Source organism: Leifsonia sp. NPDC056665 (genome assembly GCF_042791795.1).
In the GTDB taxonomy this organism is placed as follows: domain Bacteria; phylum Actinomycetota; class Actinomycetes; order Actinomycetales; family Microbacteriaceae; genus Leifsonia.
Genome location: NZ_JBHTXK010000030.1, coordinates 12228 through 27436 on the forward strand (window position 1 = coordinate 12228; position 15209 = coordinate 27436).

Annotated in this window: 17 protein-coding genes; 11 read left to right on the forward strand and 6 right to left on the reverse strand. The window is 71.3% G+C overall.

Annotation, left to right across the window (positions count from 1 at the left end; all coding sequences use genetic code 11):
* The first annotated feature begins 44 nt into the window (after nt 1–44).
* The 5 genes from ACFQ9V_RS18840 to ACFQ9V_RS18860 are packed head-to-tail and all read left to right on the forward strand — an operon-like array spanning nt 45 to nt 5845.
* On the forward strand, nt 45–1490 hold the full coding sequence (locus ACFQ9V_RS18840) for an APC family permease (protein ID WP_382460649.1): 1446 nt from the start codon (nt 45–47) through the stop codon (nt 1488–1490).
* A 36-nt stretch (nt 1491–1526) separates the two neighbouring features.
* Nucleotides 1527–2285, forward strand: coding sequence for a DeoR/GlpR family DNA-binding transcription regulator (locus ACFQ9V_RS18845; protein WP_382460650.1), 759 nt, complete (start codon nt 1527–1529; stop codon nt 2283–2285).
* 13 nt (nt 2286–2298) lie between these two features.
* The gene (locus ACFQ9V_RS18850) at nt 2299–3831 is read left to right on the forward strand and encodes a GMC family oxidoreductase (RefSeq protein ID WP_382460651.1); all 1533 of its coding nucleotides are present in this window, start codon (nt 2299–2301) and stop codon (nt 3829–3831) included.
* 11 nt (nt 3832–3842) lie between these two features.
* Nucleotides 3843–4880: an SIS domain-containing protein gene (locus tag ACFQ9V_RS18855; RefSeq protein ID WP_382460652.1), complete on the forward strand. Its 1038-nt coding sequence runs from the start codon at nt 3843–3845 to the stop codon at nt 4878–4880.
* Complete coding sequence (locus tag ACFQ9V_RS18860; RefSeq protein ID WP_382460653.1) at nt 4877–5845, forward strand: ROK family protein; 969 nt, start codon at nt 4877–4879, stop codon at nt 5843–5845. The genes ACFQ9V_RS18855 and ACFQ9V_RS18860 overlap by 4 nt, the downstream gene beginning before the upstream one ends.
* Nucleotides 5846–5863: 18 nt before the next feature.
* On the opposite strand, the gene ACFQ9V_RS18865 is transcribed toward ACFQ9V_RS18860, so the two are convergent.
* Entirely contained in the window at nt 5864–6838 is a 975-nt protein-coding gene (locus tag ACFQ9V_RS18865; RefSeq protein WP_382460654.1) for an RNA polymerase subunit sigma-70, read from the reverse strand.
* Between the two features lie 171 nt (nt 6839–7009).
* Between ACFQ9V_RS18865 and ACFQ9V_RS18870 the strand changes: the two genes are divergently transcribed.
* Complete coding sequence (locus ACFQ9V_RS18870; protein ID WP_382460655.1) at nt 7010–7456, forward strand: SRPBCC domain-containing protein; 447 nt, start codon at nt 7010–7012, stop codon at nt 7454–7456.
* 18 nt (nt 7457–7474) lie between these two features.
* On the opposite strand, the gene ACFQ9V_RS18875 is transcribed toward ACFQ9V_RS18870, so the two are convergent.
* The 3 genes from ACFQ9V_RS18875 to ACFQ9V_RS18885 form a co-directional block, all read right to left on the reverse strand.
* Nucleotides 7475–8329, reverse strand: a complete 855-nt coding sequence (locus ACFQ9V_RS18875) for a lipase family alpha/beta hydrolase (RefSeq protein WP_382460656.1) — start codon at nt 8327–8329, stop codon at nt 7475–7477.
* A gap of 168 nt (nt 8330–8497) precedes the next feature.
* Nucleotides 8498–10507, reverse strand: coding sequence for an ArnT family glycosyltransferase (locus ACFQ9V_RS18880; RefSeq protein ID WP_382460657.1), 2010 nt, complete (start codon nt 10505–10507; stop codon nt 8498–8500).
* Nucleotides 10507–11130, reverse strand: coding sequence for a GNAT family N-acetyltransferase (locus ACFQ9V_RS18885; RefSeq protein WP_382460658.1), 624 nt, complete (start codon nt 11128–11130; stop codon nt 10507–10509). Before ACFQ9V_RS18885 ends, ACFQ9V_RS18880 begins: the two co-directional genes overlap by 1 nt.
* Nucleotides 11131–11271: 141 nt before the next feature.
* Between ACFQ9V_RS18885 and ACFQ9V_RS18890 the strand changes: the two genes are divergently transcribed.
* Genes ACFQ9V_RS18890 through ACFQ9V_RS18905 form a run of 4 tightly spaced genes read left to right on the forward strand, consistent with a single transcriptional unit; the run spans nt 11272 to nt 13226 of the window.
* Entirely contained in the window at nt 11272–11946 is a 675-nt protein-coding gene (locus ACFQ9V_RS18890) for an SDR family NAD(P)-dependent oxidoreductase (RefSeq protein WP_382460659.1), read from the forward strand.
* A 58-nt stretch (nt 11947–12004) separates the two neighbouring features.
* Complete coding sequence (locus ACFQ9V_RS18895) at nt 12005–12340, forward strand: metalloregulator ArsR/SmtB family transcription factor (RefSeq protein ID WP_382460660.1); 336 nt, start codon at nt 12005–12007, stop codon at nt 12338–12340.
* Nucleotides 12337–12840: an SRPBCC domain-containing protein gene (locus ACFQ9V_RS18900; protein ID WP_382460661.1), complete on the forward strand. Its 504-nt coding sequence runs from the start codon at nt 12337–12339 to the stop codon at nt 12838–12840. The genes ACFQ9V_RS18895 and ACFQ9V_RS18900 overlap by 4 nt, the downstream gene beginning before the upstream one ends.
* A gap of 5 nt (nt 12841–12845) precedes the next feature.
* Nucleotides 12846–13226 (forward strand): VOC family protein, encoded by a 381-nt coding sequence (locus ACFQ9V_RS18905; RefSeq protein ID WP_382460662.1) that lies wholly within the window; start codon nt 12846–12848, stop codon nt 13224–13226.
* An 11-nt stretch (nt 13227–13237) separates the two neighbouring features.
* Here the strand turns inward: ACFQ9V_RS18905 and ACFQ9V_RS18910 are convergent, their stop codons facing one another.
* Nucleotides 13238–13444: a hypothetical protein gene (locus tag ACFQ9V_RS18910; RefSeq protein ID WP_382460663.1), complete on the reverse strand. Its 207-nt coding sequence runs from the start codon at nt 13442–13444 to the stop codon at nt 13238–13240.
* Between the two features lie 81 nt (nt 13445–13525).
* On the reverse strand, nt 13526–14764 hold the full coding sequence (locus tag ACFQ9V_RS18915) for a DNA polymerase domain-containing protein (protein WP_382460664.1): 1239 nt from the start codon (nt 14762–14764) through the stop codon (nt 13526–13528).
* Nucleotides 14765–14897: 133 nt separating this feature from the next.
* Between ACFQ9V_RS18915 and ACFQ9V_RS18920 the strand changes: the two genes are divergently transcribed.
* Nucleotides 14898–15197, forward strand: a complete 300-nt coding sequence (locus ACFQ9V_RS18920; RefSeq protein ID WP_382460665.1) for a lactococcin 972 family bacteriocin — start codon at nt 14898–14900, stop codon at nt 15195–15197.
* The last annotated feature ends 12 nt before the right edge of the window (nt 15198–15209 follow it).

Sequence of the window (15209 nt, forward strand, 5' to 3'; positions counted from 1 at the left end):
CCATGCGTGTTACAGTTGGTGCACCCGGTTCAAAGGAGAGCGCAATGTCAGCAACCCAGTACGAAGCCTCGTCGGTGGAGGAGCCAGAGCTCCCCTCCGGGCTCAACCGAGGCTCCATCGGGCTCGGCGGCACCCTGATGCAGTCCATCGCCCAGATCTCGCCGACCCTCGGCATCTTCTACACGATCGCCTTCACCACCGGCCAGGCCGGCGTCACCGCGCCCCTGACCTACCTGGCGGCCTTCCTCGTCTGCCTCATCATCGCGGTGCCGATGCGGGGGCTGGCACGGCACCTCCCGTCCGCCGGCGGCTTCTACACCTACGTCTCGGCGGGCATCGGCCCGCGGGCCGGGTTCATGACCGGATGGCTGTACGCGATCATGGTGACCGTCGTGCCGGCGGCGCTCGCCGCGTTCACCGGCGCCGTCCTCCAGGACGAGTTGTCGGGCAAGTACGGGTTCGATGTTCCGTGGTGGGTCTACGCCGTGGCCATCCTCGCGGTCTGCTTCGCCTGCGCCTACCGCGGCATCGTCATCTCCATCAAGTTCCTGGTCGTGATGACCTGCTTCGAGATGATCGTCGGACTCGGGCTCGCCCTCTCCGGACTGATCAAGCCGGGCCCCGGCGGCGTCAACCTCAGCGGGTTCAACCCGGCCAACATCACGAACGGCTCCGGATTCTTCCTCGCGATCGTGCTGTCGATCTTCGCGTTCACCGGTTTCGAGAGCGCGGCGGCGGTCGGGGAGGAGTCCCGGGATCCCAAGCGCATCGTCCCCAAGGCGATCATCGGGTCCCTCACCCTCATCGGCATCTTCTACGTCGTCACCGCGTGGGGCCTGCAGATCGGCTGGGGAACCGACAACCTCCCCAAGCTGGCGTCCTCGCCGACCGCTCCCGCGTTCGTCCTCGCCGATCGGCTCTTCGACGGCGCCTCGATCATCATCCTGATCGCCCTGGTCAACTCCGGACTCGGTGTCTGCATCGCCTGCACCACCAGTGCCACGCGCACCATCTTCGGGATCGCCCGCACCGGCGCGCTCCCGTCCGTGCTGGCGACCGTTCAGCGCAAGCACCGCACCCCGGTCGTCGCGGTCTACGTGCAGTCGATCGTGGCGGTCGTGATCTGCCTCGCGGTCGGACTCCCGCTCGGCCCGTACAACCTGTTCAACCTGCTCGGGACCGCAGGGACCTTCGTCTACATCCCGATCTTCATCCTGATGAACGTCGCCGCGTTCCTGTTCTTCCGCCGGCGCCACCCGGAGGAGTTCAACGTCTGGGCGTACGTCGTCGCCCCGATCGTCTCGACCGTCGCCCTGCTGCTGATCGCCTACTACAGCATCGTTCCGCTCCCGGCCTTCCCCGTCCTGCTCGCGCCGTTCATCGCCGTGCTGTATGTGGTCATCGGCCTCGCCATCCTGATCGGCCGCAACCTCCGTCCGGGGAATCGGGGCTGGATGGCACGTGCAGGGGAGCTGCCTGAGGTTGACTGATCCCGGACCGGAACACCAGAACAGCAGGAGGCCACGATGAACGCCGAAACCCGCCAGCAGCAGATCCTCGAGCAGCTCGCCCGCCGCGGCGAGGCCACGATCGCGGAGCTCAGCGCCCGGTTCGACGTGTCGGAGATGACCATCCGCCGCGACCTCAACCAGCTCGCCGCCGCCGGAGTGGTCGTCCGCACCCACGGCGGCGCCGCCCCGGCGGCGAGCGGCAGCTTCGAGCCGCCGTTCGGCCTCCGCTCCCGCACCAACAGCGAGTCGAAGCGGCAGATCGCCATCGCCGTCGCCAAGCAGGTGCTCGACGGCCAGACGGTCATCCTCGACGGCGGGACGACCGGCCTGGCCATCGCGGAGGAGCTCGTGGGCCGCAACATCACCGTCTGCGCTCTGAACCTCCGCGTCGCCGACATCCTCTCCGCGGAGTCCGCCACCCGGGTGATGATCCCCGGCGGCCTCATCCGGACGGGCGAGTCGAGCATCATCGGCTCGGAGGCGGAGCGCGCCCTGCAGAACTTCCGCTACGACCTCTACGTGATGACGGCCTCCGCCGTCGACGCCTCCGCCGGGTTCACCGAGTGGAACATCGAGGACGCCGCCATCAAGCGCGCGAGCCTCGCCGCCTCCCGACGGACCATCGCGGCCGTCGACTCCTCCAAGTTCGGCCGCGAGGCGTTCGCCCGCATCTGCGGCCTCGACCAGGTCGCCGCCATCGTCACCGACGCGGCGATCACCTCCGAACAGAAGCGCGAGCTCTCGGTGTCAGGCACCGAGCTGCTGATCGCATGATCCAAGGAACACCATGAACACCACTCCTTCCGCACTCCCCACCCGCGTCGACACCCTCGTCATCGGCGGCGGCACCGGCGGCGCCGCATTCGCCGGCACGCTGGCCGCCCAGAGCGACGAGACCGTGCTCCTCGTGGAGGCCGGCCCCGACTACGGTGCGTTCGACCGGGAGGCCTGGCCGTCGGACATGCTCGACGCGCGCTCGATCCCGCTGTCGCACGACTACGACCTCCGCACCGCACGCTCGTCGGGCGAGGGGAGCCTCGACCTCCCGCGCGCCCGGATCATCGGCGGCTGCTCCGCCCACAACGGCTGCACGGCGTCGGTCGGCGCCCGGTTCGAGTACGACGAGTGGGCGGGCCTCGGCAACCCGGGCTGGTCGGCCGACGACGTCGCTCCGCTGCTCGACGCGGTGCGGGAGCGGTTCCGCGTCCGCCGCTACACGATGCCGGAGCTCACCCCGCCGCAGCGGGCGTTCGTGGAGGCCGGGGTGGCCGCGGGCCTGCCATTCGCCGACGACCTCGACGACCTGGAGGCCGCGGAGGGCATCGGCCCGATGCCGGTCAACGTCTCGGACGGCGTGCGCTGGAACAGCGCGTTCGCCTTCCTCGACCCGGTGCGCGACCGGACCAACCTGACCATCGCCGGCGGCGTCACCGTCACCGCCCTCAGCTTCGACGGCGCCCGCGTCACCGGGGCGTTCGTCACGAGCGCGTCGGGCGTCGCCCACATCGACGCGGGTCGGGTCGTCCTCGCCGCGGGCGCGTACCACTCGCCCGCCCTCCTGCTGCGCTCGGGCGTCGGCCCCGCCGCGGAGCTGACGGCGCTCGGCATCCCGGTGGTCGCCGATGTGCCCGGCGTCGGAAAACACCTCCTGGACCACGAGTGTGTCCAGCTCGACTTCGCCGGCCAGCCCGGTCTGGTGGACGAGCTCGCGGCGCTCGACTGGAACCCGGACGAGCAGACGGTCGGCCGCGCCCGGTCGAGCGTGTGCGACGACGGGCCCTACGACATCCACGTGTTCATGGTCGCCGGAGCGAACAGTGGCCACCCCGGCCTCCCGCCGATCACGCTCTACGGCGGGGCGATGCGCGCCCGCTCGGAGGGCAGCGTCACGCTCGGCCCCGACCTCGACATCGCGGAGCCCGTGATCGACCACCGCTACGGGTCCGACCCCGAGGGTCACGACCGCACCGTGCTGCGGGAGGCCCTCGGCCTGCTGGAGTCGATGGTGTCGCAGCCGGGGCTGGCCGAGGTGCTCGGCGAGCGCGTCGGCGACGCCGACCCGCTGGACGACATCGTCAACTACTGCCACCCGGCCGGCACCTGCAAGATGGGCCCTGCGTCCGACCCGCTCGCCGTCGTCGGCAGCGACGGCGCAGTGCACGGGATCAGCGGGCTCTACGTCGCGGACGCCTCCATCATGCCGACGATCACGCGCGGCAACATCAACCTGCCCACGGCGATGATCGGGGTGAACGTCGCGAACCGGATGCTCGGCGCGCGCGTCCTCGACGCCGCAGCCACCATCGCTGACGCACGCTGAGGAGACCGACCATGACGACGCTCACCCCCTTCGAAGAGGACATCCTGGAGCAGCCCGCCGCCCTGCGCCGGCTCGCCGCAGCCGGCCCCGTTCCGGAGCTCGCCGCCCTCGGCGCGCGCCGCTGGGACCGGATCGTGTTCACCGGCATGGGCAGCTCGCACTTCGCGAGCATCCCGACCTGGCGCAGCGCCGTCCGCGCCGGGCTCGACGCCTGGCGCATCGACGCCGGCGAGCTGCTGGACTCCCCGGAGCTGCTCACCCCGGACACGCTTCTCGTCGCCACCTCCCAGTCGGGCGCCAGCGGCGAGGTCGTCGAGCTCCTCGACCGCCTGGAGGCCGGCCGGCTGCGCGCGGGTCTCCTGGCGGGGATCGCGGCCGACCCGGCGAGCCCCCTAGCACTGCAGTCCGACGTGTACCTCCCGCTCCTGAGCGGCGACGAGGCCACGGTGAGCACGAAGAGCTACCTCAACACGCTCGCGGTGCACCGGCGCCTCGCAGCGGTGCTCACGGGGGAGGACCCGGCCGTCGTGGAGGCGGAGATCGCAGCCGCGGCGGACGCGGTCGAAGCACAGCTCGCCCGCGGAGTCGACAGCGACCTCGCGTCCCGGACGCTGTCCCCGGCGCGCCCCCGGCTCGCCGCGGTCGCCAAGCGCGACGACGCGGCGACCGCCCTGCTGGCCGGTCTCATCACCAAGGAGTCGTCCAAGGTCGCGATCGAGGGCTACGTCGGCGGTCAGTTCCGGCATGGGCCGTTCGAGCTCGCCGGTCCCGGCATGACGGCCTTCCTCTACGGCGCCTACGAGTCGGACGACGACCAGAGCACAATCCGCCTCGCAGGGGACCTCGTGGAGAGCGGCGCCCACGTCGTCCTGGTCGGCGACCTCCAGGTGGAGGGTGCGACGACCGTGCGGATGCCCGACGGGCCGTCGCTGACCCGGCTCGCGACCGGCGCGGTCGTGGCGGAGCTCGTCGCGGTCGACCTCGCGCGGGCGAACGGCGTCGTGCCTGGCGCGTTCGCGTTCGGCAGCAAGGTCACGACCACGCTGTGAGCGCCACGGAATCGGCACCGCCCGGCGGCGAGCTCGCCATCGGCATCGACCTCGGCGGAACGGGCACGCGGCTCGTGGCCCTCGACGGCTTCGGGGACACCGTGGCGCAGCTGGTCGTCCCGACGCCCGCTGACCTCCCCGGCGACGCGGCGGTCGCGTTCCTCGCCGAGCGGGTCGGATCGCTGGCCGGCCCTGCGGCCGTCCGCTCGATCGGGATCGGCGCGAGCGGGCCCATCGACGCGGAGGGGATCATCCGGAACCCCGACACGCTGCCCGCGTTCACGGGCGTCGACCTCGCCGGGCCGCTCGGCGCCGCCTTCGACGCACCGGTCGCCGTCGACAACGACGCGGTGACCGCCGCGATCGGGGAGGCCGCGGTGGGAGCCGGGCGCCCCTTCCGCAGCGTGCTGATGCTGACCCTGGGAACCGGCGTCGGCGTCGCGCCGCTCATCGACGGCGAACCTGTCCGCGGCGCGGACGGCGTCCACCCGGAGGCCGGCCACCTCAGCCTCTCCGGACGCAACGCTCCCTGCTACTGCGGTCGCACCGCCTGCCTGGAGCAGGTGGGCTCGCGGACGGCGCTCCAGCGGTCGGCGAGCGCGCTCCTCTCGCGGCCCTCCGGAGGCCAGCAGGACATCGTGGCGGTCTACGATCGTGCGCTCGCCGGAGACCAGTCCGCGACCGCGATGTTCGACGACTACGGGAGCGGGATCGGCGACGGTCTCCTGGACCTGCTGACGGTGCACCGCTCGGCGTGCGTCATCCTCGGCGGCAGCGCTGCGACGTACTATCCGGCGTTCGGCGCAGCGCTCCGCGCCCGGCTCAGCGAGGTCACGACCTACGTCGCGCCCCCGCCGGTGCGGGTGTCCGAGCTGGGCGACCTGGGCGGCGCCCTCGGCGCGGCGATCCTCGGCTCCCGGCGTCCGGACCGGAGCTCGTGGCTCTCGCTCGGTCGCGCCCGCTAAGGCTCGGGAGCCGTCCCCTCACCCCGCCAACCGCCGCGGCAACCCCAGCCACGCGCCGGCCCCCGGCTCGAAGTGCGTCACCTCCGCCACCCGGCAGCCGACCAGCCCGATCACCAGCACCCCCACCAGGTGGAGGTCGCCCGACACCGGGTCGCGCACGTACTCGCCCCACGCCGGCTGCCCGTTGGCGCCGGTCGGCACCATCCGCTCGATCGTGCGGCGGTGGTCGGTCATCGGGCCGAAGAACGCCGCCGCCGCGTCGGGCCCGCGGTACTCGAACGGGAGTGGCGGCATCCGCACCCAGACGTCGTCCGACATCAGGGCGACCAGGTCTTCGACCGCGCCGGACGTGAACGCGGTCACGAAGCGCTCCAGGAGCTCCGGGTCGGGGTCGATCGGGTCGACGGCGGGCGGGGCGTCCGCGAGTGTCGCGCGAGCGCGTTTCAGTGCGCCGTTGAGGGAGTCGACCGTCACGCCGAGGAGGTCGGCGGCCTCCGACGCGGGGTAGCCGAGCACGTCGCGGAGGACGAGCGCGGCCCGTTGGGAGGGCGGCAGCAACTGGAGGGCGCGCGTGAACGCGAGCGTGACCGCCTCCCGCGACTCGTACTGCGCCTCCGGGCCAGGGGCGTCGTCGGGGAGGCCGTCGAGCAGCGAGTCGGGGTACGGCTCCAGCCAGGACACCTCGCCGAGCGCGGTGGGCCGGGCGACGGGGGAGTCCGCCTCGACCGGCCTGCGGCGTCCGGCGCGGAGCACGTTGAGGCACCGGTTCGTCGCGATCCGGTAGAGCCAGGTCCGCAACGACGACCGGCCCTCGAATCCAGGCAAGCCCAGCCAGGCGCTCAGCAGGGTGTCCTGCACGGCGTCCTCCGCGTCCTGCACCGAGCCGAGCATCCGGTAGCAGTGCACGTGCAGCTCGCGGCGGTGCGGCGCGGTCAGTGCGTCGAACGCGGCGCGGTCGCCGCCGAGCGCGGCGTGGAGCAGCTGGTCGTCCATCGTCCCTCATCTCCCGGCGATCCGATTCTGGTCGTCCGCCTCCCTTGTGTCGACACCGGGGACGCCGAGAACTGGTCGAGGAACGCGTGACCAGTTCTCGCGCCTGCCGGCGTCTACCCCGGTGAATCGACAACAGCGGGTCGACGATCCGCGCACAGAACGGAGAGCACCATGACCACACAGACCGCCACCGACTACACCACCACGATCGACCTCGACCGCAGTCCGGGCGAGGTCTCCGCCGCAATCGCGGACGTCGGCCGCTGGTGGCTCGGCGACGTCACAGGCGAGGCGGAGCGGGTGGGGGACGAGTTCACCTACCGCTACCGCGACCTCCACGACAGCACGCAGCGCGTCACCGTGTTCGATCCGGGGCGCCGCATCGTCTGGGACGTGATCGACAGCGAACTCGGCTTCGTGGACGAGCCCGACCCGTGGACCGGCACGCGGATCGTGTTCGACCTCCAGCCGTCCGGCGACGGGACGCGCCTGACCTTCACCCACGAGGGCCTCACGCCGGCGAAGGAGTGCTACGACGCCTGCTCCGCGGGGTGGGACTACTTCGTCGTCGGCAGCCTGCGCCGCTTCGTGGAGACCGGCGCAGGCATGCCGCTGTGACGAAGCGTCAGACTCCGGTCAGCCGGCGCAGTTCGGCTGGTAGGCCGGGTCGGCGGGGCCGTTCGGCACGCTGAGCGCCTCCAGCACGAGCTGCTGCACGACCGGGTCGTTGGGGGACTGGTCGTGCTCGATCGGGTCGGCCGGGCACTTGTCCTGGATGACGGTGTTGGTGACCTGCGTCGGCGAGCCGCTCAGGGCCTGGCTCTGGTACGGCGTCACCACCTCGTCGTGGGTGGTCGAGATCACGGTGTAGCTCGGTCCCCTCACGGTGTCGCCGATCGAGTTCAGCTTCTGCAGGAACGCCGAGCCCGCGGTCTGGTCGGCGCACGCCGGGCACGCGGACGGGTCCGCGCTGGTGAGCGCCGGCAGCCCGTCCGGTCCCGGGACGATGACGCCGTGGGTGCCGTGGTTGGAGGGCGCGATCCCGATGAGCTGATGCACCTTCGCGGCCCCGCCGAGGAAGCCCAGGTAGTAGCGCGGCATCATGCCGCCCTGGCTGTGACCGACCAGGTCGACCTGCTTGGCCTTCGTGGAGGCCAGCACGGCGTCCACGAACGGCGAGAGCTGCTGGGCGGACTGGGCGATCGGGCCGGACGCGTCCACGCCGTTGTACTGCCCGTAGTCCAGGGCGAACACGCAGTAGCCCGCCTGCTTGAGCACGGGGGACATGGCGGACCAGTTCTTCGCCATGCTCTCGAACGTCCCCGGCACCAGGATCACCGGGTAGGGGTGGGCGGCGGACGGTACGCACGACCAGTCGTTGGCGCCGGGGGGCGAGACGGAGACGGTGTCCGCCTGGGCGGGCAGGGCGATCGCCAACGACCCGAGGGCCGCCGCGGTGGCGGCGACGAGCAGCTTCTTCAGTAACGACATCGGTACCTTCCTATGCGCCATGCGGTGCGGAGTAGGGGTCTCCGCCGCGGGACGCGAGTGATGCCGTGACACGGTAGACGCGGCCGTGGCAGGGTCAAGCCGATCGCAGGCTTCCGGGAGGCTTCGCTCAGGTGGTGCCCAGGTGAGGGAGGGCGGATCCGACGAGCGTCAGCCGGCCGGCCGGCAGTCGTACAGGCGTTCCTGCAGGTCGCGAGCGCCAGCGAGTCTCAGGCTGCCGGGGAGGTAGCGCTGCTGGTCCACCAGGTGGCACCGGCCTTGGACCCAGTCGGTGATCGCGCTGAGGTTGGGGTTGTAGACACCGGTCTTCGCTGCGCCCGGGGTCAGGAGGACGAACCCCAGACTCCCGACGGCGACGAACTCGCGCAGGGCCTGAGCCGTGGGTGAGGGGATGCGGGAGGTGTACCCGCCGATGGGAAGCACGCGCGACTGCCCGCGCAGGATCAGCGGCGCCGCGCTCCGCCACGAGTCGGTGGCGAGCGCCCACCTGCTGCCCGCGCCGCTCTCCCGGCTCGCGTAGTCGAACGCGGACGCTTCGATCGTCTCGGTGGGTTGCACTCCGACGTTGGAGTCCAGCCCGATTCCGTAGGCGGACTGGCGGACGAGTTTTCGCGCAGCGACGACGGCGACCTGGGGGCCGCCGTAGGCGTCGTCCGCCGTCCCGGCGTACGTGGGGTCGAGCGTCGAGAGCGTCCAGGCCGCCGGCGTCAGCAGCGCCCCGGCCACGGCGACAGCGGCGGCGACGGCCACGGGCAGGCGTGCTCCACCCCCGCGGAGCGCGACGACCGCGAGCAGTGCCGCGCCTCCCAGGCCGAGCACCGCGACCGGCGCCGTCAGCGGGGCCGCGAACTCGGGGAAGCTGTTCAGGAGGTACAGGCACCAGAGCGTCTGGACGGCGAGCACCGCCGGAAGGGCGAACCGGATCGCGGAGCTCTCGCGGAAGGTGCGCACGAGCAGCACGGCCCCGATCCCGGCGAGGCCCGCGACGGGCACCATCAGGGCCGTGAGGTACGCCGTGTGCGGGAGGCTCATCCCGCTCAGCACGGCCCCGACGGTGACCAGCAGCGCCGAGCACATGATGATTCCGGCCCGGAGCCCGCCGCGCTGCGGCGATCCCGTCCGCCGACGCTCCCCCCGCAGCGCCACGATGCCGAGGATGAGGCCCGCGGCGGCGAGGGGGAACAGCCAGCCGATCTGGGTGGCGTACTGCGGGAGCAGGAACTTGATCGGCGTGTGGCCGATCGGCCCGGGCACGGACCCGACGATCGCGGCGTTGCCGACCGGGTGGTACAGCGGATCGCCCGGGAGGGAGCCGGGGATGAGGTTCCGCACGAAGCGGTCGACGCCGTTGTAGCCCAGGACCATCGCGAAGACATTGTTGTCCGTCGTGCCGTCGACGTAGGGACGCTGGGACGACGGGACGAGGGCCATCGCCGTCATCCAGGAGAACGAGACGACGATCGTGACGACCGCGCTCCAGAACACATCGCGGAGCTTCGCGCGCAGCGGCCGGCCGCTCAGCCAGAGGTACGCGACGAACAGCGCAGGGAGCACCAGCCACGCCTCGCCCATCTTCGCCTGGAATCCGAGGCCGACCATGGCCCCAGTGGCGAGCAGCCATCCCGGGCGGCCGGTGTCGACCGAGCGCTGCCAGGCGGCCAGCGCGAGCGTCGTGAACATCGTCAGCATGGCGTCCTCCATCCCGTGGGAGAACATCGACACCATGAGCGGGGCCGTCGCGAGCGTCAGCGCGCCCACCAGCGCGCCGAGCCATCCGCTCCAGCGGAGGAAGACGTAGTAGGCGGCGGCGACGGTCACCAGGCCCTCCAGCACCTGCGGGAGGGCGAGCGACCAGGAGCTGAACCCGAACATCCGCGCCGACAGCGCCTGCGGGATGAGGAAGCCGGAGAGCTTGTCCAGGGTGATCGTGGCCTGCGGATCGAACGCGCCGAAGAAGAACGCCTTCCAGCTCAGCGACATGCTCTTCGCGGCGGTGGAGTAGTAGTCGGAGTACCCGCTCGTCGCCAGATTCCAGCTGTAGAGGATCGCGGTGGACCCGAGGAGGAGCAGGAGGGTGATGAGGTGGCGCCGGGCCTGCAAGGGCGGCGCGGCCGTTCGGGCCGGGGCGGTCGCCCGGGCGGTGACGAGAGCGGCCGCCACTACTCCGCGCTCCCTTCGCCCGGCCGCCGCTCCGTGGTGAGTCGCGATCGGTCGGCGTAGTCCTCCCGGGACAGGACGAACGTGGTCGCGTCGCCGCGGAAGGCGGCCAGCCGGAACCCCAGCCGCAGCGCCAGCTTCGCCGACGACGCGTTGGCGCTGGAGACGACCGCCACGACGAGGGTCGCCCCGGCCTCCTCGAAGGCGACGCCGAGGATCGCGTCGGCAGCCTCCGTCGCAAGACCGTGCCCGCGGAAGCCCGAACGCAGGAGCCAGCCGATCTCGACGGACCGGGTGGCCGGAGCGATCGTCCGCAGGTGCAGCGACACGTCGCCGACGACGTGGCCCTGGTACTCGGCCGCCAGCACGAGGAGGTCCCCGACGTGACGGAGGACCGTGTGGTGGGTCCTGGCACGGAGGTGCTCGACGGCCTCGGCCGCGTCCCTGGTCGGCCAGCCGAGCGCCTCGCGGACAGTCGCATCCTCTTCGATGGCGGTCCAGTCGTGGAGGTCGCTCATGGCGTAGGGGCGCAGCAGCGCTCGCCGCGTCGCGCGGCCGCGTGCGATGACCGGCGACTCCAGGGCGGGAGCGCGCAGAGTACGCACCCTGCGCATCAACGAACTCATGAATCCCGCTCCGCCACTTTCTGTCGAGTGACCCCCACGGTTCACCCTCCCCGCGATTTCTTGACGGATTCTTACCGGGAGGGGGAACGGGGCCGTTCGTGTGCGGACTATCAGGCGCGACGTCCCGGGTAGCGTAGTCGCATGACTACTCTGGCGATCATCGGTGCAGGCCGTCAGCTCGGCGAGTCCCTCGCCCGGCGCTTCGGGCGTGAAGGCTTCAGCGTCGCGCTCATCTCCCGCAGCCAGGAGCGGCTCGACGCCCTCGCGGCCGACCTCGCCGCAGACGGCATCACCGCGAAAGGGTTCGCCGCCAACGTGCGCGATCCCGAGGCGCTCGTGACGGCGCTCGACCTCGCCGCGCAGGAGCTCGGCCCGATCGAGGTGCTCAGCTACAACCCGCTGCCGGCGAAGGACTTCCTGCGACCGGTGCTGGAGTCGACCGTGTACGACATCCGGGCCGCGTTCGAGTTCTCGGTGCTCGGGCCGGTCGCGGCGGTGCACCAGGTGCTCCAGGGGATGCGCGTCCTCGGCCGCGGAACGATCCTCTTCGTCAACGGCGGCAGCGCCGTCCAGCCGGTGCAGCACTTCGCGGGCACGTCGATCGCGTTCGCGGGTGAGACGGCGTACGCGGAGATGCTCGACCAGGCGCTGCGGGACACGGACATCCACGTCGCGCAGCTCATCATCCCGGGCGGGATCATCCGCGGCGACGGCCAGAAGGACCCGGAGGTCCTGGCCGATCTGCTCTGGACGATGCACTCCGATCGCGACCGGTTCCGCACGTTCGCCACCGAGCTCGAGGTGCAGCCGTACTGAACGCAGTGCCCCGTACTTCGGTATTGTCTTAATTAAGCCATCGCTGTATTATCGACCCATGACCACCCCCACCACCGCCTTCGCCGCGCTGGCCGACCCCACCAGGGCGGCCATCGTCGACCTGCTCGCCCGGCACGGCGAGCTGGCCGCGGGGGAGATCGGTGCGGAGTTCCCGAGCAGCGCGTCCGCCATCTCCCAGCACCTGAAGGTGCTGCGCGAGGCGGGCCTGGTGACCGTCGAGAAGCGGGCGCAGCAGCGCGTCTACCGGCTGGACGCCTCGGCGCTCGCCGGGGTGGAGGGCTGGCTGGCCGACCGCGCCAGGCAGTGGGCCGCGCGGATGGACAAGCTGGCCGCGCACATCGAGAAGACACGAGACAGGGGAGAGCACTCATGACGAACGAGACGACGGACATCGTGGTGCGGCGCATCCTGAACGCACCGGTCGCCACCGTGTGGCGGCTGTGGACCGACCCCGAGCTGGTCACCGAGTGGTGGGGGCCGGAGGACTACACCTCGCCGTCCGCGCAGGTCGACCTCCGGGAGGGCGGCTCCTACGTGTTCAGCATGCGCGCGCCGGAGTACCAGGGCGGCGCCGAGAGCTTCACCGGCGGCGTCTACACCGCGATCGTGCCGGAGGAGCGGCTCGAGTTCACGCAGAGCATCACCGACGAGGAGGGCGTGCCGCTGCCCGACGACCAGCTCCCCGAGGGCTTCACGCAGAACATCCGCACGGTCGTGGAGTTCGCCGACGTCGACGGGCTCACCGAGCTCACGATCACCGAGAGCGGATGGTCCCGCAGCCTGATGTCGGTGTTCGCGTACGCGGGCATGCACCAGTCGCTCGACAAGCTCACGACGGAGGTGCTCCGACGGTTGACCGCCGCGGTCGCCTGATGGAGATGCGGCTGGAGCTCATCCCGCTCCCGGTCTCCGACGTCGACCGCAGCAAGGCGTTCTACACGGACACGATCGGCTTCGTCCTCGACCATGACGTGCAGCCGGGCAACGGGATGCGGATCGTCCAGCTCACCCCGCCCGGCTCGGCGTGCTCGATCGCGTTCGGCACCGGGATGGGGAACGGCGCACCGGGCGGGAGCACGGTGAACGGACTCCACCTGGTCGTCGACGACATCTCCGCGGTGCGAGAGGAGCTCGTCTCCCGTGGCGCCGAGGTCAGCGACATCCGGGAGATGGGCGGCGTGAAGTTCGCGTCCTTCAGCGACCCCGACGGCAACACGTGGGAGCTCCAAGACCTGACCGGGCTCGCTCAGTTGCGCTAGTCGTTCACGGCTCACCCGGTGCGCCGGGGACGGCTCCGCACGATCCCGATCACGATCAGCGCCAGCCCCACCACCAGCAGGACCACGCCGACGATCCCCCAGAAGGAGGACCCGCTCATCACGGACCCGCCGAGCACGTCGGTGCCCTGCAGCGTCCACACCAGACCGATCGCGGCGAGGATGATGCCGGGGACGAGGAACGGCCAACTGCGCTTCATGGGCTCAGAGTACGTCGAGAACGCCCGCGCTTGAATGACCGATCGCGCCGTATCGACCGACCGCCCCGTATTGATTGAGCGTCAGGGCCTCCCCGGCCACTCCCGCCCGGCCCACGGGTCGTAGTCGGCCACGAGCGCGCCCTGCTCCGGCCGGTCGGCCTCCCGCACGTGCTGGAGGTTGATCCGCACCCGGTACCACTGCGAGCTCGACCCGCGCATCCCGTCCACCAGCTCGTCGGCCGGGTGCAGCGCGCCCGCGACCTCCGGGTGCGCCGACTTCCACTGCTCGAGCGCCGCCAGCGCCTCCGGCTTGGTCTTGGTGCGCGCCACCTCGATGAGCGGCATCTGCGAGACCCGGCGCCCAGCGCCGTCGCCGGCCCGCGGCGGCTTCTCGGCCGGGCCGAGCCGCTTCGCCAGCGCGAGCAGGGCGCCCAGCGATCCCGCGGCGTCGTCGATCCCGTCGTGCGGGTCGCCGACCTCCGCGAATCGCGCGGGCACGGTCAGCACCGTGAACTCCTCAGGCCGGCGCTCGCGTACCTCGTCCCAGTCGAGCGGGGTGGAGACGCGCGCGTCCGGCAGCGGCCGGATCGAGTAGGCGGAGGCCACGGTGCGATCCTTGGCGTTCTGGTTGAAGTCCACGAAGACGCTCTCGCCGCGCTCTTCCTTCCACCAGCGCGCCGTCGCGAGCCCGGGCGCCCGGTTCTCGACCTCCCGCGCGAGCGTCTCGGCCGCGAGCCGCACGTCGGCGAACCCCCACTCCGGCGCGATGCGGACGAGGATGTGGAGGCCGCGCGAGCCGCTTGTCTTCGGCCAGCCGACGAGCCCGTGATCCTCGAGTACTTCCCGCGCGACGAAGGCCACGTCCACGATCTGCGACCAGTCGACCCCCGGCATCGGGTCCAGGTCGACGCGCAACTCGTCGGGATGGTCGAGGTCCTCCGCCCGGACGGCGTGCGGGTTCAGGTCGAGGCAGCCGAGGTTGGACACCCACGCGAGCCCGGCGGCGTCCCGCAGCACGGCCTCCTCGGCGGAGGTCCCGCGGGCATAGTGGAGGGTCGCGGTGTCGATGAAGTCGGGATGTCCCTCCGGCACGCGCTTCTGGAAGAACGGCTCCTGCGTGAGCCCCTTCACGAACCGCTTCAGCACCATCGGCCGCCCGCCTGCGCCGCGCAGCGCCCCGTCCGCGACGGAAAGGTAGTACCGGGCGAGGTCGAGCTTGGTGAGCCCGGGCTTCGGGAAGACGACCTTGTCCGGGTTCGAGATGCGGACGTCGTGGCCGCCGGCCTCCAGGAACACCTCGGACTTCGACGACGGGGTCATGCCGCCACGGTAGCCGCGGGGGCGGCGCGGGGCCAGGGGGCTCCGGGGCGCCCGCGCCCGCTCGCGTCGGCGCGGGTATGGTGATCGTGGCATTGAAATCGACAATGTCACGTGTAACGAAAGGATAGCGATTGTGAAAGTCACGAACAAAGTTGTTTCGACGGTCCTCGCGGCGGGGGCCCTGACGATCGGGGCGGCGCTCGCAGCGGCCCCGGCGAACGCGTACACGAGCTACCCCGAGGGCGGCACGTGGGACTACGGCAACTCCGGGAAGACGTGGTCGAACTACCACCACGGATCGAAGACGCACCGCTCCACGGCTTGCAATTCCTACACCTGCCTGCGGTCTTCCGACGCAGGGAGGGGCTCGTGGTCGTACTCCTCGGTCGCGTGGACCGTGACCGGGAACACTTGGTACTACTACAACTACTAGGACCGGGAGGGT

Excerpts from the sequence above, each read along its gene's own strand:
- ACFQ9V_RS18840 (WP_382460649.1), top strand. The coding sequence starts at position 45 with ATGTCAGCAACCCAGTACGAAGCCTCGTCGGTGGAGGAGCCAGAGCTC.
- ACFQ9V_RS18845 (WP_382460650.1), top strand. The coding sequence starts at position 1,527 with ATGAACGCCGAAACCCGCCAGCAGCAGATCCTCGAGCAGCTCGCCCGC.
- ACFQ9V_RS18850 (WP_382460651.1), top strand. The coding sequence starts at position 2,299 with ATGAACACCACTCCTTCCGCACTCCCCACCCGCGTCGACACCCTCGTC.
- ACFQ9V_RS18855 (WP_382460652.1), top strand. The coding sequence starts at position 3,843 with ATGACGACGCTCACCCCCTTCGAAGAGGACATCCTGGAGCAGCCCGCC.
- ACFQ9V_RS18865 (WP_382460654.1), bottom strand. The coding sequence starts at position 6,838 with ATGGACGACCAGCTGCTCCACGCCGCGCTCGGCGGCGACCGCGCCGCG.
- ACFQ9V_RS18870 (WP_382460655.1), top strand. The coding sequence starts at position 7,010 with ATGACCACACAGACCGCCACCGACTACACCACCACGATCGACCTCGAC.
- ACFQ9V_RS18875 (WP_382460656.1), bottom strand. The coding sequence starts at position 8,329 with ATGTCGTTACTGAAGAAGCTGCTCGTCGCCGCCACCGCGGCGGCCCTC.
- ACFQ9V_RS18885 (WP_382460658.1), bottom strand. The coding sequence starts at position 11,130 with ATGAGTTCGTTGATGCGCAGGGTGCGTACTCTGCGCGCTCCCGCCCTG.
- ACFQ9V_RS18890 (WP_382460659.1), top strand. The coding sequence starts at position 11,272 with ATGACTACTCTGGCGATCATCGGTGCAGGCCGTCAGCTCGGCGAGTCC.
- ACFQ9V_RS18895 (WP_382460660.1), top strand. The coding sequence starts at position 12,005 with ATGACCACCCCCACCACCGCCTTCGCCGCGCTGGCCGACCCCACCAGG.
- ACFQ9V_RS18900 (WP_382460661.1), top strand. The coding sequence starts at position 12,337 with ATGACGAACGAGACGACGGACATCGTGGTGCGGCGCATCCTGAACGCA.
- ACFQ9V_RS18905 (WP_382460662.1), top strand. The coding sequence starts at position 12,846 with ATGCGGCTGGAGCTCATCCCGCTCCCGGTCTCCGACGTCGACCGCAGC.
- ACFQ9V_RS18910 (WP_382460663.1), bottom strand. The coding sequence starts at position 13,444 with ATGAAGCGCAGTTGGCCGTTCCTCGTCCCCGGCATCATCCTCGCCGCG.
- ACFQ9V_RS18915 (WP_382460664.1), bottom strand. The coding sequence starts at position 14,764 with ATGACCCCGTCGTCGAAGTCCGAGGTGTTCCTGGAGGCCGGCGGCCAC.